Source organism: Pusillimonas sp. NJUB218 (assembly GCF_003788685.1).
Classification (GTDB): Bacteria; Pseudomonadota; Gammaproteobacteria; order Burkholderiales; family Burkholderiaceae_B; genus Neopusillimonas.
In genome coordinates this window covers 1-21352 of sequence record NZ_NQMK01000008.1, presented here as the reverse complement: position 1 = coordinate 21352, position 21352 = coordinate 1, and the positions used below count along the sequence as shown (strand labels likewise).

Annotated in this window: 22 protein-coding genes; all 22 read left to right on the top strand. The window is 53.7% G+C overall.

The window, feature by feature from the left end; translation table 11 throughout:
* Positions 1-32 precede the first annotated feature (32 nt).
* The 22 genes from CHR62_RS10955 (at position 33) to CHR62_RS10850 (ending at position 21227) form a co-directional block, all read left to right on the top strand.
* Positions 33-641, top strand: a complete 609-nt coding sequence (locus CHR62_RS10955) for a TrbM/KikA/MpfK family conjugal transfer protein (RefSeq protein WP_123660971.1) — start codon at positions 33-35, stop codon at positions 639-641.
* A gap of 8 nt (positions 642-649) precedes the next feature.
* Positions 650-1324 (top strand): lytic transglycosylase domain-containing protein, encoded by a 675-nt coding sequence (locus CHR62_RS10950; protein WP_123660970.1) that lies wholly within the window; start codon positions 650-652, stop codon positions 1322-1324.
* Positions 1325-1428: 104 nt separating this feature from the next.
* Positions 1429-1764 (top strand): TrbC/VirB2 family protein, encoded by a 336-nt coding sequence (locus tag CHR62_RS10945; protein WP_123660969.1) that lies wholly within the window; start codon positions 1429-1431, stop codon positions 1762-1764.
* Positions 1764-2156 (top strand): type IV secretion system protein VirB3, encoded by a 393-nt coding sequence (locus CHR62_RS10940; RefSeq protein WP_123660968.1) that lies wholly within the window; start codon positions 1764-1766, stop codon positions 2154-2156. Before CHR62_RS10945 ends, CHR62_RS10940 begins: the two co-directional genes overlap by 1 nt.
* Positions 2153-4579, top strand: coding sequence for a VirB4 family type IV secretion/conjugal transfer ATPase (locus CHR62_RS10935; protein ID WP_123660967.1), 2427 nt, complete (start codon positions 2153-2155; stop codon positions 4577-4579). Before CHR62_RS10940 ends, CHR62_RS10935 begins: the two co-directional genes overlap by 4 nt.
* A 10-nt stretch (positions 4580-4589) precedes the next feature.
* Complete coding sequence (locus tag CHR62_RS10930) at positions 4590-5300, top strand: type IV secretion system protein (RefSeq protein WP_123660966.1); 711 nt, start codon at positions 4590-4592, stop codon at positions 5298-5300.
* 117 nt (positions 5301-5417) lie between these two features.
* The gene (locus CHR62_RS10925) at positions 5418-6302 is read left to right on the top strand and encodes a type IV secretion system protein (RefSeq protein WP_158609121.1); all 885 of its coding nucleotides are present in this window, start codon (positions 5418-5420) and stop codon (positions 6300-6302) included.
* Between the two features lie 88 nt (positions 6303-6390).
* On the top strand, positions 6391-6756 hold the full coding sequence (locus CHR62_RS10920) for a hypothetical protein (protein ID WP_123660964.1): 366 nt from the start codon (positions 6391-6393) through the stop codon (positions 6754-6756).
* A 379-nt stretch (positions 6757-7135) separates the two neighbouring features.
* Positions 7136-7825 carry a virB8 family protein gene (locus CHR62_RS10915; RefSeq protein WP_123660963.1) on the top strand — a complete coding sequence of 230 codons (690 nt, stop codon included), beginning with the start codon at positions 7136-7138 and terminating at the stop codon, positions 7823-7825.
* Complete coding sequence (locus CHR62_RS10910) at positions 7822-8082, top strand: hypothetical protein (protein ID WP_123660962.1); 261 nt, start codon at positions 7822-7824, stop codon at positions 8080-8082. Before CHR62_RS10915 ends, CHR62_RS10910 begins: the two co-directional genes overlap by 4 nt.
* An 11-nt stretch (positions 8083-8093) precedes the next feature.
* A complete protein-coding gene (locus tag CHR62_RS10905) occupies positions 8094-8672 on the top strand; it encodes a hypothetical protein (protein ID WP_233574966.1) in 579 nt (192 codons plus the stop codon).
* A complete protein-coding gene (gene virB9 / locus CHR62_RS10900; RefSeq protein ID WP_123660961.1) occupies positions 8669-9481 on the top strand; it encodes a P-type conjugative transfer protein VirB9 in 813 nt (270 codons plus the stop codon). Before CHR62_RS10905 ends, virB9 begins: the two co-directional genes overlap by 4 nt.
* The gene (gene virB10, locus CHR62_RS10895; protein WP_123660960.1) at positions 9478-10680 is read left to right on the top strand and encodes a type IV secretion system protein VirB10; all 1203 of its coding nucleotides are present in this window, start codon (positions 9478-9480) and stop codon (positions 10678-10680) included. Before virB9 ends, virB10 begins: the two co-directional genes overlap by 4 nt.
* Positions 10681-10862: 182 nt before the next feature.
* Positions 10863-11828, top strand: a complete 966-nt coding sequence (gene virB11, locus CHR62_RS10890; protein ID WP_233574978.1) for a P-type DNA transfer ATPase VirB11 — start codon at positions 10863-10865, stop codon at positions 11826-11828.
* 20 nt (positions 11829-11848) lie between these two features.
* Complete coding sequence (locus tag CHR62_RS10885) at positions 11849-12115, top strand: hypothetical protein (protein WP_123660959.1); 267 nt, start codon at positions 11849-11851, stop codon at positions 12113-12115.
* Between the two features lie 125 nt (positions 12116-12240).
* Positions 12241-13263: a replication initiator protein A gene (locus CHR62_RS10880; protein WP_123660958.1), complete on the top strand. Its 1023-nt coding sequence runs from the start codon at positions 12241-12243 to the stop codon at positions 13261-13263.
* Between the two features lie 1055 nt (positions 13264-14318).
* A complete protein-coding gene (gene stbB / locus CHR62_RS10875) occupies positions 14319-15026 on the top strand; it encodes a StbB family protein (protein ID WP_123660957.1) in 708 nt (235 codons plus the stop codon).
* A gap of 8 nt (positions 15027-15034) precedes the next feature.
* Positions 15035-15424 (top strand): hypothetical protein, encoded by a 390-nt coding sequence (locus tag CHR62_RS10870; protein WP_123660956.1) that lies wholly within the window; start codon positions 15035-15037, stop codon positions 15422-15424.
* Positions 15425-15465: 41 nt separating this feature from the next.
* Positions 15466-17112, top strand: coding sequence for a type IV secretion system DNA-binding domain-containing protein (locus CHR62_RS10865; protein ID WP_123660955.1), 1647 nt, complete (start codon positions 15466-15468; stop codon positions 17110-17112).
* Positions 17072-20053, top strand: a complete 2982-nt coding sequence (gene mobF, locus CHR62_RS10860; RefSeq protein WP_123660954.1) for a MobF family relaxase — start codon at positions 17072-17074, stop codon at positions 20051-20053. The genes CHR62_RS10865 and mobF overlap by 41 nt, the downstream gene beginning before the upstream one ends.
* On the top strand, positions 20037-20342 hold the full coding sequence (locus CHR62_RS10855; RefSeq protein WP_123660953.1) for a hypothetical protein: 306 nt from the start codon (positions 20037-20039) through the stop codon (positions 20340-20342). The genes mobF and CHR62_RS10855 overlap by 17 nt, the downstream gene beginning before the upstream one ends.
* A gap of 450 nt (positions 20343-20792) precedes the next feature.
* Positions 20793-21227: a hypothetical protein gene (locus tag CHR62_RS10850; protein WP_123660952.1), complete on the top strand. Its 435-nt coding sequence runs from the start codon at positions 20793-20795 to the stop codon at positions 21225-21227.
* The last annotated feature ends 125 nt before the right edge of the window (positions 21228-21352 follow it).

Here is a 21352-nt window from a genome sequence, read left to right as displayed (position 1 = left end):
CAAAGCTTTAATGCTTCTTGGAGATAAACCAAATGAGTTCACTCAAAACTTATGCCGCTCGTATGCTGATGCTTGCCAGCGCGCTGACCGTCGGCAATGTACATGCACAATCAGACAATGAAGCTCTTTTTACTGGCACGACGCGCCTGGCATGTGAAGCGCTGCTTTGCCTGTCATCAAGCGCAGGCGGTTCCATTGGCGCATGCAGCCCAGCGCTATCGCACTACTTCGGTATCAATAAGAAAAAATTCTCTGACACCTTAAGCGCGCGCCTAAATTTCTTGCAGCAATGCCCCGTAGCGAACCAAACACCCGCAATGGCCTCTCTTGTCGAGGCGATATCGCAGGGTGCCGGCCGATGCAATGCTGACTCATTAAATTTGGCGCTGCAAACCTACAAAACGGATCGACGAGGTCGGGACTACATAGAGATTGACAATACTCAGCCTGGGTATTGCAGCGCCTACACTCAACACGCTTACACCGATTTGAACGCAACACGGCCAAGATACGTCGGTAAACCTGAGGACGGCGGCTATTGGGTTGAACCCGGGCAATATGACGCCGAACTCGTTAAGTACCAGGCCGCGCTGGAAGAAAAAAGAAAGCGAGAGCGGGAACAGTACTACAGCGATTGGTGAGGGCTCGCATGATCGAATTTATTGAACTGGCCAAAACCTGTGCGCCAGATGTTCACGTTACGACCATCGCGGCCATCGTTCGGCACGAATCAAGCTTTAACCCATTAGCCATTGGCGTTAACGGCAAACCTGGCCGCTCGATCTTTCCTAAATCTCGCCAAGAGGCTATTGAGGAGGTGCGTAAATTACAGGCAAAAGGCGCAAGCTTTGACGCTGGATACGGGCAAATCAATAACGCCAACTGGAAATGGCTAGGCATTACTCCTGAGAATGTCTTTGATCCCTGCACCAATCTAAAAGCTGCTCAGCGCGTGCTTGTGCAGTGTTATGAGGGGGCAAGCAAGACACATCAGGGACAGGCGGCCCTACATGCCGCGCTAAGTTGCTACAACACGGGAAACTACACCTACGGTCTTAAAAATGGCTATGTGCGCAAAGTACTCGCTGGTGCCGGCTTGAAGGTTCCCGCATTGACCAGCGCACCGTCGACGGTTTCACCAAACACAAAGCCACAACCTGCAGCGCCCGAACCCACCACAAACGCCCGACCCCAAACTGGGGATGCGTTTTCACAGCCTCGGCCAGATGCATTTTCACAGCCTCGGCCAGATGCTTTTCAAAGTGCGCAACCGATCCGTCGATCCGTTGGCTCAATTCTTATCAACACCAACCACGTCCGTTAGCCGTACCCAGGCTATCAGCACAACCCATTTCCATTTTCATTGAATTGGCCGATTGACCTGTGTCATCGGCCTTACCCCCTATTGAGGCACTTATGTACACCACTATGACCGCAACACATCACACCAACAAAAACTTTGGCCTGTCCCCCGCAACAACCGTCAAGGTGCTCGTTCTTCTTGGCCTGGCCGCGCTGCTACTCATCTTGCCCGAGCTTAGCTGGGCGCAAACATCAGGTGGGTTGACCCGAACCACAACCACAATGGAAAAGCTTCGTGACTGGCTTTGGCTGATCATTCCCGTTGTTTGTCTGATCGCAGGCGGGTTGCTGGGTGCAGCCTACAGCATGGACTTGATCCGCAAAGACACGCTGTATATGTGGACGGGCGGCGTAATTTTTGCTGGCCTGGTTGCTGGTGGCGTCATTGAGCTGGTGTTCTGATGGCTGCGCCCAAGCCACAAGCACAGAACACCGACACTCACAGCACACCCGTTTCAGCGATTCCCGAGAATCATGTACGCCTCTTCAAAGGGGCAACTCGGGTAGCCACGATCAAAGGCGGGGTACCTGCCCGCCCCTTCGTCATCATGATGTGCATTGTCGGTTTTCTGGCCATGTTCACGATTTGGCTACTGCTGCTCATACCCGTCCTTTACCCCATCATGGCCATCATCAGCCGCCACGACGATCGCGCCTTTTGGACGCTGGAACTATGGGTTCGCACCAAGTTGTTCGCGGCGAACAAGCGCTTTTGGAACGCCATTTCATTCACACCCACGCCGTATCACCGTCGTCGCGCCTGGTGCCGGCAAAGGGAAGACTCAGATATATGAATCATCCTGCAGACCTTCAGCGCCCGAGCTATGAACCCGGGCTCGCCAAGCATATCCCCTACTCCCACCACGTCACGCCAACGATCATTTCGACAAAGTCCATGGAGTATCTTTCCGTGTGGCGTATTGGTGGACGCACATTTGAAGGCTTTTCCCAGGCACAAATGGCTGCCTGGCGTGAAGAGTTAAACAACGTGCTACGCAGCTTTCCAAACGGAATTGGCCTATATACCCACCTGATTCGTCGTCGCGCCATGGAGTACCATCAAAGCGAGTACCCCGACTGGTTCTCGCGCGAGCACGATGCAGCCTATCGGCGCATGTTCGAAGGCAAGCCACCCATGGTCAACGACCTATATTTGACGGTGAGCCTGCGCATGATGGTGGACTCCTCCATGAAGTTCTTTTCTCGCATGGAGCGCCGATCGGCCAAAGACATCGAGGCCTGGCAGACCAAGGCGATCGAGCAACTGGACGACATCAACCGTAAGCTTCAAAGTAGTTTGAAGCGCTATTCGGGTGAACTGCTTGAGATCGTTGAACGCGGTAATGGTCGATTTTCTGAGCCCGCCGAGTTCCTGGGCCTGTTGCTCAACGGCCATAAGCAACCCGTCCCGGTGCTCGACTCACGCTTATGTAATTACCTGCCGGCAGCCCGACCGCTCTTTTCTTTACATGGCGCACAAGGCGAGCTGCGCGGCACGGACTTCACACGCCGCTTCACGATGATCGAGGTCAGGGACTACCCATCCAGCAACCCGCCCGGCCACCTCAATGATCTGCTCACCTTGCCATTTGAATTCATCCTCACCCAGTCCTTTTGCGCGATGTCTCGCGCCGAGGGCCGTGCGGCACTGGTTCGGCAACGCCGTTGGCTAAGCGACTCTGGGGACGACTCCAAAACTCAGATCGCCGAAATTGGATTGGCGCTCGATGACCTGGCTGCGGGCAAAATGATTATGGGAGATCACCATGCCACGATGATGATTTTCGGTGAAACGAGTGATGAAACGTTGCGCTATGCCGCAGATGCCATTGGGGTCTTAAGCGACAACATGATCATCGCGCGGCCGGTGGATCGTGCACTGGTGGCCGCATGGCGCGCTCAACTGCCCTGCAATTGGTATTGGCGCCCTAGGCCCGCCGCGATCTCCTCGCTCAATTTCCTCAGTTTTTCAGGCCTGCACAACTACCTGTTTGGCAAGCCCAATGAAAACCCCTGGGGGCCCGCGGTCACCATGCTCAAAACCAATAGTGGAACGCCTTACTTCTTCAATTTTCATACGTCGCTGGCAGAGACAGATGAAACGGGGGCAAAGCGTCTGGGTAATACGATGTTAATTGGACAGTCTGGCACAGGGAAAACCGTCCTGCTTGGGCATTTGATCACCCAAGCTCGCAAGTTCAACTACACCTGCGCCGTATTTGATAAAGACCGAGGGCTGCAAGTAGCCATTGACGCAATGGGTGGCAAATACTTTGCCCTGCAGCTTGGCAAGCCGACCGGATGGAACTATCTACAGCTGGAGCCAACCGATCGCAACATCGTCTTCATGAGGAAGCTCACCAACCTTCTGGCGAGCCATGAGGAAAAGGGGGCCTCTCAGTACGATCAACGCGCCATTGCCAAGGCCATTGAGCAGTTGACGCAATTTGTTGATCGACCTGATCGGCGTCTATCAACCCTTTTGCAGTTCATGCCTTCGGCGGCATCACAAGATGGTCACTCATTAAGTTTGCGCGAACGTCTAGAACGCTGGTGTGTCGGTCACGAAAACGGCTGGGTCTTTGACAACCCTACGGACGAGCTGGATTTAACGCACCACGATCTGTTTGGCTTTGACTTGACCGAGCTTCTTGAAGCGGGGCCGATTCGTGATGCCGCACTGACCTATCTGATCTACAGAACCGAATCGATGATTGACGGTCGCCGGTTTGCCTACGTGTTTGACGAGGTGCAGCACCCGCTCAAGGTGCCCTACTTCCAGGAAATGATGCAAAACAAGGCACGTACGATTCGTAAACAGTACGGTGTGTTCATCTTTGCCACCCAGGAGCCCGGTGCCATTTTGGACAACCCCGTGGGCAAGTCTTTGGTTCAGCAATCAGCGACCTGCGTTTACTTGCCAAACACCAAGGCAACGGCCGAAGAGTACATCGAAGGTTTCAAGCTCAACCAGGCCGAGTTCGACCTGATCAAAAACCTGGGCGAGTTCAGCCGTCGCTTTGTCGTCAAGCAAGGCGAAGCCATCGTGACAGCACAACTGGACTTATCAACCTGCCCCGATGCCCTGCTCGTTTTCTCCGGATCGGAAGACATGGCGCTACTGGCCGAGGCAGCACGCGCCGAGTGCGGCAATAACCCACAAGACTGGCTACCCATCTACTTCGAGAAAGTACGGGCCATCAGCAAAAAAACTTGAGGTAATAAAAATGAAAGCACTTAAATATTTTCGGAATATGGGATTGGTATTACTGACGCTGGTCGGCGGCAACGCCGCAGCCCAGATTCCAGTCACTGACACTGCCAGTATCTCCGCAAGAGCACTGCAACATGCAGAGTCTTTGGCCAAGTACCTGGAGCAAATCGCAACGCTCAAAGCGCAGCTGGAAAGCGCCCATCGCCAATACGAGGCACTGACGGGTACTCGTAACTTGGGCGATCTGCTCAACAACCCAGCCATTCGTCGCTCACTACCTGATGACGTTCAAGCCGTCTTACGCTCGGGTGAGAACTCTGCAGGCTCCATAGCCTATTCGATCGAACGCATACAAGGCGAAGAGCGGTTAAGTGGCGACTTTTCAATCGACAACCAGGCACTCACCCGGCGTGTAGAGAACCTGGGTGTTCGAAGCAAGGCGCTTTTAGAACAGGCCCAAGCAGGCACCTTGGCCCGACTTGAGCAGGTCGATCAGTTGCAGGCTCAAATTAATCTGGCCACTGACCCCAAAGCCATCGCGGACTTGCAGGCCCGTTTACAAGTGGAACAGGCCAACATCATGGCCGACCAAATGCGTGCTGACCTACTAAGCAGACAGATTGAGGCAGAAAAAGCGCTGATCGAACGCCAAGCAGCACAACTGTCCAAAGAGTCCTCTTTTAGCGTTGAAGCTATCCGGGCACCGATTCCAAACATCCGCTAAGTGGCTAGACACTCCGAACGGTTTGGAAAGCCAACGCAAGCTTAGCTCGACAACCACTTCATGCGATCCAGCCCGGTCACTTTGGCCGGGCGCTACACCTACCCCAGGACATCACCCATGGACTCGACGCCATCAATCGCCCTGACCAGTCTTGGCAATATCGTTCAATGGCTGGATCAAATGATCAATCAAATGCTCTTATCGAGCGTTGCAGGCAATCTTGAACGTATCATCGGTGCGATCTGGCTACCGCTGGAAATCGCCGTTGCCATTAGCCTGATGATTTACGGGGTCATGGTGGCGACTCAACAAATCCCGACGCCCTTTGGCAAAGCGCTTATCAACATTTTCAGGATCGTCTTTGTGGTTGCGATCATAGAGGCCGGTGGGTTTTACCAGACCCAAATCATGGGCACGATGTTGGCGTTACCGGATGAGTTACTCCAAATCATTACTGGGGGTCCCGGCAACGTGCGCGATGTGCTTGCAGAGTTTCATAACGCAGGACTGGAAACGGCAACAAAAATTGGTGATCGCTCTCCCAGTGTGTTGGGCGATATGTTCCGAGCCGTGGTTTTTGCGACGGTTTCTATCGTTATCGTTGTGTTGTACACCCTGGTCACGATTGTTGGCTTGGTTCTTATGACAGTCGCTAAAGTTGGGATGGCGTTAGTCGTCATGCTTGGCCCATTCTTTATCGCGGCTTACTTGTTTGAGCCGACTAAGAAATATTTTAATCAGTGGGTAGAACAAGCACTGTACTTTGCCTTTTATGGTCTGATATTCACGATGGTCTTCAGCATTGTCATGGGCATGCTGAGTTACATTCAGCGCATCATCACAACGATGGTTAGCGTAGATGTCATTAACGTCTTTCAGATTCTGGGGGTCCTCCTATTGGTATCGTTTGTCGCAATCACGCTCCTAAAGCTTCCCGCAGTGATTGTCGGGAAAGTCACAGGAGGGGAAGGCATTGAAATGCCAATAATTGGGAAACTTTAAATTTCAAACCACTGTACAACCAGCCAGTTTTACTGGTACAGTTAGTGAACATTTTTCATAACAATCTGTCCCAATGGCGGAGTTTCTTATGAGCGACACGTTCAAACCATTTTGGCCCAAAGACGCTCAGAAGAACGAGCAAACCGGCCTGGGCGACAACCCTAAGCGCATTGACTTGGGAAAGCCAGACGCAGCTGCTGCCGAGTTATCGGAAACATTGCAAACCGTTGCGACCAACACCCTGTTCACGCGACTAATACTTTGGGGCTCTCGAAGTGCCTCCTTCGTTCTGGTTTGGATTGTTCGCCCCTTAGTCTGGTGGCCACTCAAAGCCTTGTTTCACGCGATCATTTGGACAAACACTCCGAATGAAAATTCTCGCCGCAATCAACGTGCTATGGATCGGCTAAACAAGAGCTTACGAAGAAACGAGAATCGACGTAGATACGGTTAACATTTTCTTTCCAACTATGAATCGCGAATTCTTCTTATTGATATCGCATCGTTTCAAGGCGACGTTAACGGCTTTGGACTCTGCTAACGCAGCATCGCCAGTTAAGTACCGTTGGCAAAACGTCGTAGCGGTTTTACAAAGACTCTAGCCGACAGGGCTTATTAATCTGACACGGTGGCAAAAGCAGATCATTTGATGACCTGCTGCCCCACCAAACACGAATTTCGATATTTTTGACAAGTCACCTGCAGTGGCCTAGCCACTGACTTCATTTGTCGCGCCCGCGACAAATCCCCTTCCCCTAAACGCACATCAGCCCTGCCCCTTGGTTCAAGCGGCAGGATTTTTTGCGTTTGCGTTTTCATTTCCAGGAAATCCCATGTCATCCGAAGATCCAAAGCTGTCGCTTGACGACGAGCTGGCCCGTGCACGCGGCCAGGAACGTGACCTCTTAGCCGAAATCCTTAAATCCCGTAGAACCGCCTGGCGAGTTGCAATCGGTGCCGGTACGCTGGCCCTAGCCAGCGTTATAGCTGTCGCAGGATTAACACCACTAAAAGCCGCGCCCGAGCTGCATGTTGTGCGCGTTGATAACGCGACCGGGATGATCGAGAACATCACCAGCCTGGCCGATCCCAAAGAAGACTACGGCGAACGCATCGCCCGATTCTTCATTCACCAATACGTCCTGGCTTGCGAAAGCTATGACTGGTACACGATCCAAAGCAACTACGATCGGTGCGCCCTTTTTAGCGACCCGTCAGTGCAACGTGCCTATTACGCAAAGTTCAAAGGCGATAAGGCCCTTGATCAACTGTACGGCAACCACACTCGGGTTCGAGTCAATGTGCGTTCAATCACGCTCGGACCCAATCAAAGTGCAACCGTGCGGTTTACGCGTCGTCTGGAAAACAATCTAAACCAGTCCGTAGGTGCTGAAGAGCACTTATTTGCAACGCTGGCCTACGGCTACATCGATGCTGACTTGTCCGAGGCCGTGGGTCGAGAAAACCCGCTTGGCTTTCAAGTGCTCAGCTACACGACAGACGTTGAGGTGGGTGGCAAATGACCTGGCTCGGCATATTTGAATGGCTCGGCGCCCTACTTGGGCTTGCCGGTGCGGCCCTACTGGCCGCAAACCATCGACTTTCAGGCTGGGGTTTCCTGGCCTTTCTTTTGTCTAACGGTTGCTGGATCGCCTATGCGCTTATGACAAGCGCTTACGGCCTGATCGCCATGCAAGCCGGATACATCGTAATCAGCGCTATCGGCCTTTGCCGTTGGCTATTGATTCCCGCACTGCCTGCTTCTTCGCGACGTAAATAAGGAGACCGCCCATGCACTCGCAAAAAGACCAAGAGCTGGCCGCACGACTAGAGCAAGCTCACCTTCTTTCCAACGCCCAACGCATTGCCCTTTACAAGGACCTGGAGCGCTACGCGGCCCGGGACTTGTATGGCGCCAGCCGCCTTTGCAAAGACCATCTATCCAAAGATGCCGACTTGCGAGTACCGCTGTCGATTCAAGTGGCGCCCATGTTGGCCAAGCACTTCGAAATGCGTATGGAGGCACAGCGCCGCGCTGTTGACTTGTACTTTGAGCAAGACAAGCAGATGCGCCAACCTGAGGCCGGCAAACAGTACGTTGGACCTGTGGTTGGCACCACGCCCAACTGTGTCGTTCAGCTCGATAAAGAAACCGGCGATCTGATCGTTCACGCAAAATCCAGCCTCGTTTGCGCCTTTGAGGCGGCCGAGCGCGATAAAGACCTTTCAATTCACTATCCCAATGTTGCTATCGGTGGTGTTGGCCTGGTCACGCGCGTTGAGCACGAGCAACAAATGCAAGCGGGTATGAGCTTTGGTCGAGAACTTACCGCCGCTAAAACTGAACCTTCCATGGAACGCAGCTTATGATCTGGCGCACCCTGACGGTGCTGGGCCTGGCCCTGGCGGTGACGCTCACCGCCTCGCCGGCCCTGGCCCTGGACAACCCCAAAGCCTCACCAAAAGATTCCCGTATCCGCAGTACCGAGTACGACCCCAACGATGTGGTTGCCGTGTCGACCGTCGCCGGCGTCACCACACATATCGTTTTGGCGGACGACGAAACCTATGTAACCCATGCGTTCGGTGATGCGGCGGCCTACGATTTTCAGCAGGTAGGCAAGCATTTACTACTCAAACCCATCGCGCAACAGGCCGACACCAACCTGATCGTCATTACTAATAAGCGCAACTACGCCTTTTTGCTTCAAAACGCCGCACCCGGCAAGGGCAAGGAAACCCACCGCATTACGTTGAATTACCCTGAAAGCGAAGCGACGATCGCGGCGGCGCATGCCGCGCAGCAACAGGTCAATCAGGCGCTGGATCAAACAGGCGTTGCCATTAACTGGCAGAGCTACACCATGAGTGGTGACCAATCATTGGCGCCTGTTAACGCTTGGGATGATGGCGCACAGACCTGGCTGCGTTTTGCACCTGGTCAGGACTTGCCAGCCGTTTACTTTGTCGACGCTGACGGCAATGAAGTCATTGCCAACCGCCATATGGCAGACGCTCAAACGATCGTCATGCATCGCATTGCGGCCAAATGGCATTTACGTCTGGGTGACCAAGTGTTGGCAATTTACAATGAAAGCAGCCATCAAGCCCGCCCGATGCCCACGCGAACAATCTCACCTGACGTTGAGCGTGTATTGCGCACGGAGGCTTTGCCATGAGTTGGTTCAAATCTAAGCGAGGTTCATCCGCAGCCATCGATGCTGTCGCTCAAATTGAGGCACAGACGCAAACTATCGATGACGATCAAGGGCCAGCGGACTTTAATGATGCCGCTCGACCCATGGCACCCGGCGCCAAAGCTTTTTTGCTGATGTTGGCTGCAACGGTGCTGTTCTTGCTGGTGTTGCTTGTTGTTCGTTTGAACGGCAAAAGCGCTAACGAAGACTCTAAAAGCGGCACTTCCAGGAGCAAAATCGAGAACGTGTTGCCTGAGTTAAAGCTTAGCCAACCACTCTTGCCGCCTGCACCGGCACCCACCCCAAAGGTAGAGCCAGCCCCTTTGGTTCCTGAACTTGCCCAGGCCACAACCCCTTCGGACCCACCTCGGGGGAAACTTCTTTTCGAAGACCCTATCGAGAAGCGCCGCCTCTCTCCGGGGCTGCAAGGTCAACAAAACGACCAGGGCACTAGGAACGGGACAAATGACGCTGCATCGGGCGCTGGCGCACAGCAGCGCGATGAAGGGCCCATGGCCGATCGCTTGCGCCCTCTTCGCCTGACCATGGCCAAGGCCGGGCTCTTGCAAAACCGAGACTTGTTGCTTACCCAAGGGGCCATGATCGACTGCGTTCAACAAACCAAGTTCGTCTCAGCACAGGCCGGGATGATTACTTGCTACGCCACGCGTGAAGTGCGCTCGGTCAGTGGACGTGTCGTTCTGATTGATCCTGGCACTATCTTTGTGGGGTATCAACAAGGCGTTCTCGCGCATGGACAACCCCGAATCGGGATTGTCTGGTCACGCCTGGAAACGCCTGACGGTGTGGTGGTGCATTTGGACTCACCCGGTACCGGGGCGCTTGGCGAGGCTGGCCTGGACGGAGAGATTGATACGCACTTTGCTGCCCGATTCGGCGGGGCCATCATGATCAGCCTGATTGGTGATATTGGCAATTGGATTAGCCGCCAAGGGAGTGGTGGTAGCAATGAGGGCAGCATCCGCTTTGATAACTCAAGTGATGCGGCCCAACAGGCCATCACCACCGTATTGGACAACACCATCAATATCCCGCCCACGCTTTACCGCAATCAAGCCGGTCGAATCGGGATTTACGTTGCACGCGATCTGGACTTCAGCAGTGTGTATGCGCTGCGCCCAGCGCAAAACAATAGCCCCATGTTAGGTCAGCGCCGATAGCCTGCCTGCCTACGTTCTGCCCCTTCAAGCCGCCCTTGCGCTGCGCGAGCAGTGCAAGGGACGCCTACATTTAAAAAGTTTTGAATATGACACCCACAAATCTTGCCGTCGTTTCAGATGCTCGATCCCCTGCGCCAGCTGACCCTGATCCAAACTCTACCAAGGGCGTGGCCTTGCGCCAGATGCTCAGGCCCGTCTCAATCTACCTGCGTGATGATGAGGTGCGTGAGGTCACCATCCCCAGGCCTGGCACCATCTTTGTACGCATCAAAGGTGTCTGGCACGAAAAGTCAGCTCCTGAACTGACGTTTGACTACCTCAAAGCGCTCGTCGCCGCGATGGCCAGCTACAACAACGTCAACTTTTCCCCAATCATGTCGCTCAAACTGCTGGACGGAGAACGCGGTCAGGTTATGCAACCGCCCGCGGTGCTGGACGACACGATCTCGATCAACATTCGTAAGCACAGCTCTATTGTCAAAAGTCTCGATGAGCTGACTGACGAAGGTGCATTTAGCGACTGGCAAGACACCAGTGACCCAATCAGTGACACAACCCACCTCAATGATGTCGACAAGCTCCTGCTGGCCCTCAAAGACCATGGCGACATGCGTGCTTTTCTTGAATTTGCGGTACTTCATCACAAAAACATCATCATTGGCGGCAAAACAGGATCGGGCAAAACGACGTTTGCGCGCAGCCTCATTGAGCGAATTCCTGATACGGAGCGCTTGATCACCATCGAAGACGTTCATGAGCTGTTCTTGCCCAACCATCCGAACCGCGTTCATTTGATCTACGGCAAAGGGGTTGGCCAGGTCAGTGCCACGGACTGCGTCGAGGCCTGCATGCGCAGCTCACCGGATCGGATCTTTTTATCGGAACTTCGCGGCTCAGAAGCCTGGGAGTACCTGGCGGCATTGAACACAGGGCATCCGGGCTCAATTACGACCATCCATGCCAACAGCGCACGCGATGTATTTGATCGGGTTGCGATGCTGATTAAACAATCGGTCGCGGGCAATCAGATCGACGTGCAGACGCTGCGTAGCTACCTGTTCTCGACCCTGGACATCGCCTTGTACTTTGCTAATTACAAGCTGGCACAGGTCTACTTCAAGCCGCAGCGGCCCAGTGAAACAGCCTGACTTTAGCAAAAGGAATGCACATGACGCGCACAAGACACGAGCACAGCCTGCGCAATCAAGACATCGGTCAAGCCTACATGATCATGTTGGATGTCTACGATCAATGTCGCGAGCACCAGATGAGCGATAGCGCCATTCTGACAGCCATTAACGCAGCAAACCCATGGGGACAAGGCGAACTCTGGCCTCAAAAGGCGTGGTCGATTGCGCTCAAAGAATTTTGCCGCGACTACAACCTGCCATTGCCGGCCTACGCCCGCCATCGCCCAAGGCCTCGCACTAACTGACGCCCAGGGATTAGCGCCCTGTCATTCGCGGTCGGTAGCCTTTCATGGCCCGGCCCTGCCCCCACCTTTCGGTGAGATCGACCTCCATGCAAAACCAGCAAACCCCTTTGGACAGAATCAAGTCCATGGCACTTTGCGCCCAGCGCAAACACCTTGAAGATGCCCCACCAACCACACCGATGCCGCAATGCCAAAGCAGCGAAGATCACGATAGCGGGCCATCAGCCTCGATGCTTCGCGCAGCTCCTGCAGGTGATGCGCAGCGCGACCTCTTTACCCCACCCATGTGGGACATTTCCACCAGAGACAGCCGCTCGATGATGGATGTTGCCGTCTTTCGGCTCTCTAAACGCGACAAACGCCCTGGGGAAACCATCCACTACGCGCTGGCCGACGGCTATATCGAGGTCAAAGCAGGCCCAGACGGGATGGCCTCAGTATGGGACTACGACATTATCTTGATGGCCATCTCCTATCTGACCGAAGCGATGAACCGGTACCGCGATGGGCGTGGCGAAAAGCCCACTCGGCTGCTTCGCCCCAGTGTCATGGAGATTCTGAAATTTTGTCGCCGTCCCAGTGGCGGTCGACAATACGAAGAACTGGAAAACGCGCTTGATCGGCTAAAGAACACATCGCTCAAGATCGTACGCACCCGAAAAGGACGCAATGGTCGCGTTATACGCATGGCCGAGGGCGAAGGGCTGCTAAGCAACTATCGTGTGCTCTCCTACGCAGAAAACGGCGTCGTGGCCAGCGTAGAGATGGAAATACCCAGTTGGATCTACCGGGAGGTCGTAGAGGCGCAGCAACCAGAGATTCTGACTGTGCACCCCGACTATTTTCTGATTGAGCCAGGGATCGGACGATACCTGTATCGTCTGGCCCGGCGCGTTGCCGGCCGCGGGCGTGCGCGTTGGTCGTTCAAGCTGATCTATGAGCGAAGTGGCAGCACCGGCACCTTCAAAGAATTCTGCCGGATGCTACGCAAGCAAATCCAGATCAATGATCTGCCCGAGTATGTGTTGACCGAAGAGCCGGGCAAAACCGGCCCCATGCTGGTCATCATGAATCGCGAGGCCTCACCCGACGAGTTGATTGCCATGGTCGAGGGCGACGATGTAGGCCTGGAGCTCGAGCCGGACTAAGCGGCGGTGTGTAATAGACAAAGCGCCAGAACCGAAAGGCCAAACGTCAGCATCTAGACCTCGGTGGGTAATAGACAAACCCGGACACCTTGTTAGTGAACACCATCTACAGGGCGCGAAGTGTGTAATAGACGCGATAGTCTATGCCCTGCTTACTCACCCTCAATTAACGGTGTGGTGTGTAATCGACAAGGGCGCTAGCCCCTGCCAGAGCGCAATGTCCTGACAATGCTGGTGTGTAAAAGACGCAATGATGATCTTGTTTTGGGGGATAAACACCCGTGTCTCGGGGCTCTGGTGTGTAAAAGACAAAGGTACCCGGCAATTTTCTGTGGATAACCCAATTTTTGAGCGGTAAGCCTCGTCTATTACACACCGATTTTCGTCTATTACACACCGAATCGCGTCTATTACACACCAAATCGCGTCTATTACACACCGGACACATTTTCAAGTTATTGATTTTTCGTTAGAAAAAGTCTTTTTCCACAGCCTAAATCTTTTAAATCTATTTAAATCTTATTTAAAACAGGAAACCACCTGTGAACAACTGCGCCCGCCGTGAAAATCAGCGAGCGCTTTTTTCGCGCTTTCGCGCGCCTACCCTTCGGTCGCTACGCTCCCTTCGCCCCGACGCCTGACGGCGCCGGCCTGTGATAACACCAGTCCCCTTCCCTTCGGGCGGGGAAAGGTGGACCCCTGGCAACGGGCCTACGCCTAGGCGGCTCACGCCTTGCCGCATCTTCGTGCGTCGACGAAGGCGCAAGACGTTTTTCAGATGACCCAGGGCCGGCTCAGGCCTGAGCAAAGAACCGACACCTAAGACTGCACCCGCCTGCGCCCCTCGCAGTTCGCCCGGCGGCGTGAACCACCCTGCCAGCAGGTAGCACCCGTTACGGGCTTTGCCCGACATCGCTTCGGCCACGGCGAGGGATCGCTACGGCTGGACATCCCAACCGCATTTCACCGAGCCAATGCGCTCACCCCATAACCACCCAAGGCATCTGGTGACCCTTAGATCGGCGTCAGTGCTTTCACACACCTTTGGAGTTTCCATGCGAATCGCTGTAGTTAATTTTTCCGGATCTGTTGGTAAAACCGTCGTCACTAGCCACCTGCTGGCCCCGCGCATTCCTGAGGCCGAAATCATCGCGGTTGAATCCACCAACGAGTCGGCCGCCGACCTTGGTCTGGACGTCGATCAGTTGCGTGGTGCGCACTTTGGCAAGCTCTTTCGCAAGCTACTCACAGCTCGGGCAGCCATCGTGGACGTTGGTGCCTCAAACATCGAGGACTTCCTGGCCGAACTGAACAAGTACGACCAGGCACAAGCCGAAATCGATTACTTCGTGCTGCCGGTTGTCCCCTCTGGCAAAGCCCAGCGCGAGACCATCAAAACGATCGAAGCCCTCAGTCGCGCTGGCGTCACGCCCGAGCGCATTCGTGTGCTGTTTAACCGCGTCGACGTGAGCGCCCAAGAAGAATTTGCACCGATCTTCGCCTACGCGCAGCTATCTCGCGCCTTCTTGGCCAACCCGCAAGCACAAATCCTCGAAAGTGAAGTTTTTGACCTGCTGGCCAACCGCCGTTTAACCATCGAGGCCATCGTCGCTGATCAAACCGATTACCGCGCAAAGGTGCGCGAAACCGACCCCAATGACGATGAAGAAATTGACCGACTCAGTGACCTTGCCGCCTTGCAAAGTCTGGCGCGCCCAGTCCACCGTGAACTCGACCAAACGTTCAAAGCCCTCTTCGCTTAGACCTGTCTATGCACGTCGAAAACGAAACCCCAGCCACACCGCGCTCCAAGCTCGAATACCTGTATCGCGATCTGCTTATCGAAGGCCATAGCCTGGCCCAGCGTCAAGAGGCGATCGGTAAGCAAATCGATGAAGCATCAATGCGCATCGAGAGCTTCACAGGACAGCTGCGTCATGCCACGCATCACGCTACGCAACAGGCTGCAGCGCGCATCGAAAAAGCCGGCGAAGACGCCGCTACCACGCTCAACCAGGCCAATCAACGCCTCTTAAGCACACAACAGCACCTGACCAGAATCGGCCAATGTAACGTCAAGGCCACTGCCGCAATCGCAGCGTCCGCCGGCGCACTGGGCGGCCTAGTGGGTGTGCTGGTCACGACGTTGCTGTTGAGCTGACCAGTAGCCCGCCCACTCTTACCTCATTTTGGAGAAGCCTCATGGCGCCGGATATACGCCGTCGGATTATCAAGTTCTCTCTTGTCGTTCTGCCCTTCTCAGCCTGGCTCCTGACAGCCATGGCCCTAAGCGGTACGTCGATTAAATCGATTAACTTTTTGCTGCTCTCGCACTGGATACGGTCAACCCTTGCGTATCCACCGCTCATGATCGCCTTGGGCGCAGGCTTAATACTGAGCTTTATCCTGGCTATTTCGCTCAAAAAAATCTCCAAAAGTGAGGGCTTTGATGGGGCGGGCTACAAGCGCCACATTCGCGGTACCGAGGTCGTTCCCTTCAAGCGATTGGTTCGTCTATGTACCGAAAAAGGAACGCAGCAAGTCCGCATTGCCGGGGTCCCCATGCCCACCTCGGTTGAGAACCTTCACCTGTTGATCAATGGCGCGACAGGCTCCGGTAAGTCGGTACTGCTGCGCGAACTGATGCTCTCGGCGCTCAAGCGTGGCGATCGCATGGTCGTCGTGGACCCCAATGGGGATCTGTACAGCAAGTTCGGCCGACCGGACGATGTCATCCTGAATCCCTACGATGAGCGCACTCAACCCTGGATGTACTTTAACGAGGTCAGGGCTGAGTACGATTGGAAGCGCTTGTCATATTCCGTCGTTCCGCTCGGTGGCGATGCCAATGCTGAGGAATGGAATAGCTTTGGTCGCCTACTCTTGCGTGCGGTGTCGCGCAAGCTATTTGAGCTAAACATTCACGATATCAACCAAGTCAACTATTGGTGTTGCGAAGCGCCGTTTAAAGAAATTCAGACGTTTCTCAAGGACACTGAAGCGGCATCACTGTTTGCAGGCGCATCCGAATCGACAAGAGCGTTTGACTCTGCGCGGTTCGTGCTGTCCAACAAGCTGTCGGAGCATCGTTCGATGCCGACCGGCGACTTTAGTATCCGGGACTGGATGGAAGACGGCAAAGGTTGCCTGTACATCACCTGGCGCGAAGACATGAAAACGGCGATGAAGCCCCTGCTCTCTGCATGGGTCGACGTTTTCTGCTCCTCGATCCTGTCCATGCCCGAAAGCGCCCACCGACGCTGGTGGCTGTTGATTGACGAGCTGGCCTCGCTGGAGAAACTGGCGTCGCTTGAAGACGTGCTAACCAAAGGTCGTAAGCACGGCGTGCGCGTCGTGGCAGGCCTGCAGACCGTCTCCCAGCTCGATGAGATCTACGGCAAACACATGTCCCAGACCCTACGGGCCAGTTTTCGTAATCTGGTAGTACTGGGCGGGTCTAAAACCGACGCTGAGACCGCCAAGGAAATGTCCACGGCTCTGGGCGAGCATGAGGTTGCCCGACCGGAGTACACCGACTCACGCAATCCGGGCGGCTCCCGAGGCACCAGCGAACGACTGGTTCGGCAAACTGAAGCCGTGGTCACAGCCGCGCAAATTCAGGCCTTGCCAGAGCTGACGGGCTACGTCGCCTTTGCTGAAGATCGGCCAATCGCCAAATTTGTGCTCAAGCCCCTTTCGTTTGTCACCCGAAACCCCTCATTTGTTGAACAAACAGCGCTGTCAGCTCGCCCAGCATCAACCACGACCTGGGATGAAGACGGCGTAGTTACCACGCATTGGAGCAGCAATGATCTCCCTGAAGACCCTACACAGGGGCAACGCGAATAAAGTCGGCCACTACTACGCTGACCAAAAGGACGATTACTACAACCGGGATGGCAACTCAGCCCAGTGGCAAGGGCAAGGTGCCGCTCAGATCGGGCTAGAAGGCAACATTACCCAAGAGAGATTCACCGCTGCGCTCAAGGGTGACTTCGGCCCGAATGTCACCCTTGCTAAATCGGTCCGCAAGGACGCTAAGTCTCGGGCCGGAGAAGACCTAACGTTCTCAGCGCCAAAATCAGTGAGTATTCAGGCGCTGATTGGTAAAGACAGCAAAGTGCTTGAAGCGCATGACCATGCTGTTCAAAAAGCGCTGGAATACCTCGAAAGCGAGCTGGTCAGGGCTCGCCAGAAAGTCGACGGCGTGACGACTTCAGAAAAAACGGCAAACATCATTGCCGCGAAGTTTCGACACGAAACAGCCCGCCCCTCGAAAGAAGATCATGCTGACCCCCAGCTTCATACCCATACCATCATCATGAACGCCACTCGCCGTGCGGACGGTAAATGGGTCTCTGTGGCTAATGAGCAAATTTTCCAAAACAAGAAACTGCTGGACACAATCTACAAGAACGAAATGGCGGCGTATCTGGAAAAAGCTGGTTACGCCCTTCGCTATGAAAAAGACAGTTTCGAGCTGGCCAACATCAACCGCGAACAGATTGAATATTTTTCCAAGCGGGGCATGTCGGTGGAAGCCGAGCTGGCCAAGATGGGCAAAACCCGAAAAACTGCGTCCCATGACCTAAAGCAAACCATTACCCTGGCTACGCGAAACGCCAAGCGACCCGAAATTACCCGTGATGATTTACAAAAGGGATGGGAAAAAGAAGCCAAAGACCTGGGTATCGACTTTGCGGCCGCAAAACGACCTGTCGAATTCACCAAGCCTGATCATGACAAAACGATGCCCGGCCAGCCCCACCCTTCTGCCACACCGGATGAAAAGCATCCAAGCGTACCGACCCCTGGGATTACCCCGGAATCACCTACAACTGTTAGCGACCAGCTTCAAAGCAGCATTGCCGATCAGTGCGTGGCATGGGCGATACGGCATCATGCCGAACGAGAGGCCATCATTCGTGAGTCTGTCTTAAAAGAGCTGGCACTGAACCACAGTATGGGCACCGGCATATCGGTCAGGCAAATCGAGCAGGCCGTTTCGCGCTCGATCAAAGCCGGACATCTTATTCAAGGCGCCAACGTCTACCGTTCTAATGATGTTGCAGACATCAATACAGCGATTTCCCGCCAAGAATGGGTAAAACGCCTCGTTCGTGAAGGCGCAACCCCGTCTGAAGCCCGTCAGAATGTACGACGTGCGATCGCCACGGGAAGTCTGATTCTCGATGAAACTCGGTATACGAGCCAGGCCACACGAGAGCGTGAAAAACGTGTTATTCAGATCGAGCGTGAAGGGCGAGAAAAGGTTGAAGCCATCATGACACCAGACGTGATCAAGCAAAAATTAGCAGATAAAGGCCTCAAGCCTGGCCAACTGGCGGCCGCTGACCTTATCCTCAGCACCAGAAACCGCATTATTGGCGTGCAAGGGCTCGCGGGTGTGGGCAAATCATTCATGCTCAACCAGGTAAAGCAAGTCATTGAGTCTGCCGATTACACCGTTAAATCAGTCGCACCTTACGGAACGCAGGTTAAAGAGCTACGTAGCCTTGGCGTTGAGGCTGTCACTGTCGCGTCCATGCTTGAAGCCAAACAAGGTCGATTCAAGCTTGATGACAAAACAATCCTTGTCATTGACGAAGCCGCTGTCGTCCCTACGCGCCAGATGGAAAAAATTCTCAAAAATGCCGAAACTGCAGGAGCCCGTGTTGTGATGCTTGGAGATAAAGACCAAACAAAGGCGATCGAAGCGGGCAAGCCAATGCACCAGTTGCAAAATGAAGGAATGCAAACAGCCCTTATGGGCGATATTGTTCGACAAAAAGATCCTCTACTTCGCAAGGCCGTTGAATTAGCAGCCCAGGGTCGGGCCTCTGAAGCGCTTCATATTATCCAGACCAAGTTAGATTCAGTACTGGAAATCAAAGAGAGCCCAGACCGATATACGGCAATGGCTGATCAATACGTGTCGCTCGATCAGAAAACTCGTCAAGATACGCTGATCATTACTGGCACCAACGACTCTCGAAATGCCTTGAACGACCTGGTGCATGACAAGCTAGGGCTCAAAGGCAAAGGCTTCGAGTTCAACTTGCTCACACGCGTGGACACGACTCAAGCCCAACGTCGATCGGCGCGCTATTACGAAGTGGGTGCCATCATTCAGCCCGAGCGAGATTACCGTAACGGGCTGCTTGCAGACAACCAGTACAAAGTCACATCAGTTGACACTAATCGCAACCGCATTCAGGTTGCCCACCTGCAAACGGGCGAAATGATTGAATTCAACCCTTCTCGCACGACCAAACTGTCAATTTATGAGCTTCGTAAAGCAGAGCTCAGTGCCGGCGAACAAATACGTATTACCCGAAATAATGCCAAGCTGGATCTAGTGAACGGTGCGCGCTATGAGGTTCTTGCTGCGACACCTACTACTGTAACGATTGGTAGGCGAGCAGAAGATGGCTCAATCTCCAAACGGCTTATGTTGGATGCAGACAAGGTCCATCCTTTACATATGGACTATGCCTACACCAGTACAGTACACAGCGCCCAGGGTCTTACAGCAACGCAGGTCATCTTGAATCAGGAAACGTATAGTCGAACCACCAAATCTGACGTTTTCTACGTGGCCATCTCACGCGCAAAAGAGAAAATCAGTGTCTACACTAACGACATGGCCAAACTGCCGTTTGCCGTCAGCCGACGTGAGGAAAAAGGCGCTGCGCTCGATATCGGCATTGCTCAAGCAACTCGCCAGGCCGTACACAACCATGAATCAACACCCTCTTTGGAGAAACAGCACCATGACCACCAGCTATGAAGATTTTGTTAGCGCCCTGGAGTACCTGGTAGCGATTGAACCTGACCCCAAGGCCTATGACGATGACATGGACGAATATGATCGGATCATGGCACCGTTTGAGGCTGATATCGACAAAGCCCATGCAACGATCCGAGCTTTTGGCCAACAAATCGCGCCTCAAGGCTTGGAACACATGCAAGATGTATTGCAGCAACTACTGGCGCAACAAACGGACCAAAAATCAGTCTCGATTATGAGGTCCAAGATCAATTGGCACTGGGATGGTTGTGGGGAGTGGTTGGGCTAGCGGAATCAGCGCACAGCGCCCCAATTACTGTTATAAAACAAAAAATAATCACGCATTTACTTACGAGTCATGGCGCACATTTGGAAGCTGGCAGTCTTCGCAGCGGTAGATGTTCTGATCTTCCTTAGCATCAAGTATTTTTTGTTTCTTATGTAACTCATCGAAATGCAAGAAAATATGGCAGCCAACACTGGGCCTGTCGGATTATCTGCGAAGGCACCCCGAATGTTTCACAAGCCGAGGGATTAGTTGCTGCGCGTGCAATTCAATCAACATCAAAAACAAAGGGCTACGAAACAGCAGCGACTCACGAAGAGTATTTATCTGTAACTATTGCAATACACCGCTATATAGCAACAAAACATCGGCTACGGATTGACCGTGGATCACCTGGAACGCGATCACACCTATCAATGACGATGCAACAAACCGACGGTGCCACACAGAATTATGCAGCTAAAACTGACCGATCCATACCCGGAATTACCCATTGAATATGGTCCACATGGTCGTGGAGTTGGTAAATGGGTTACCGAACAGAAGCATAAGTACTTAGCGGACTACATCATCGCCACTCAGATGGCCCGTCGAAAATTTCCACAATGTGTTCTGATCGACCCCTTCTGTGGGCCCGGTCGTCTTCAAGTGGAAGGCGAAGCCTTCACTCGTCCCGGCGGCTCCGTCATTGCATATTCGGCCGCCTCCACTACTAAAGCGCCTTTTACAAAGATTTTGATCGGCGACATAGATCAATCTCGCGTTCAGGCTAATCATAAACGGCTAACCGCAGCAGGAGCTAAGGTTGAAGCTTTTGTCGGCCCGGCGAGCGAAACCGTTCACTTCATGGCCAAAGCAGTCCCTCATGGTGCCTTAGGGAAGGTCTGAAGAACTCGATTTCAAACATCCAAAAATCGACCTCATGACCAAAGTATTCAAAAATGGTTAAAAACTGCTCAAATCATCGCCACTTTCGGGTTGTTTGCACCCCGATCAGGCCCGTTTTCGGGCCT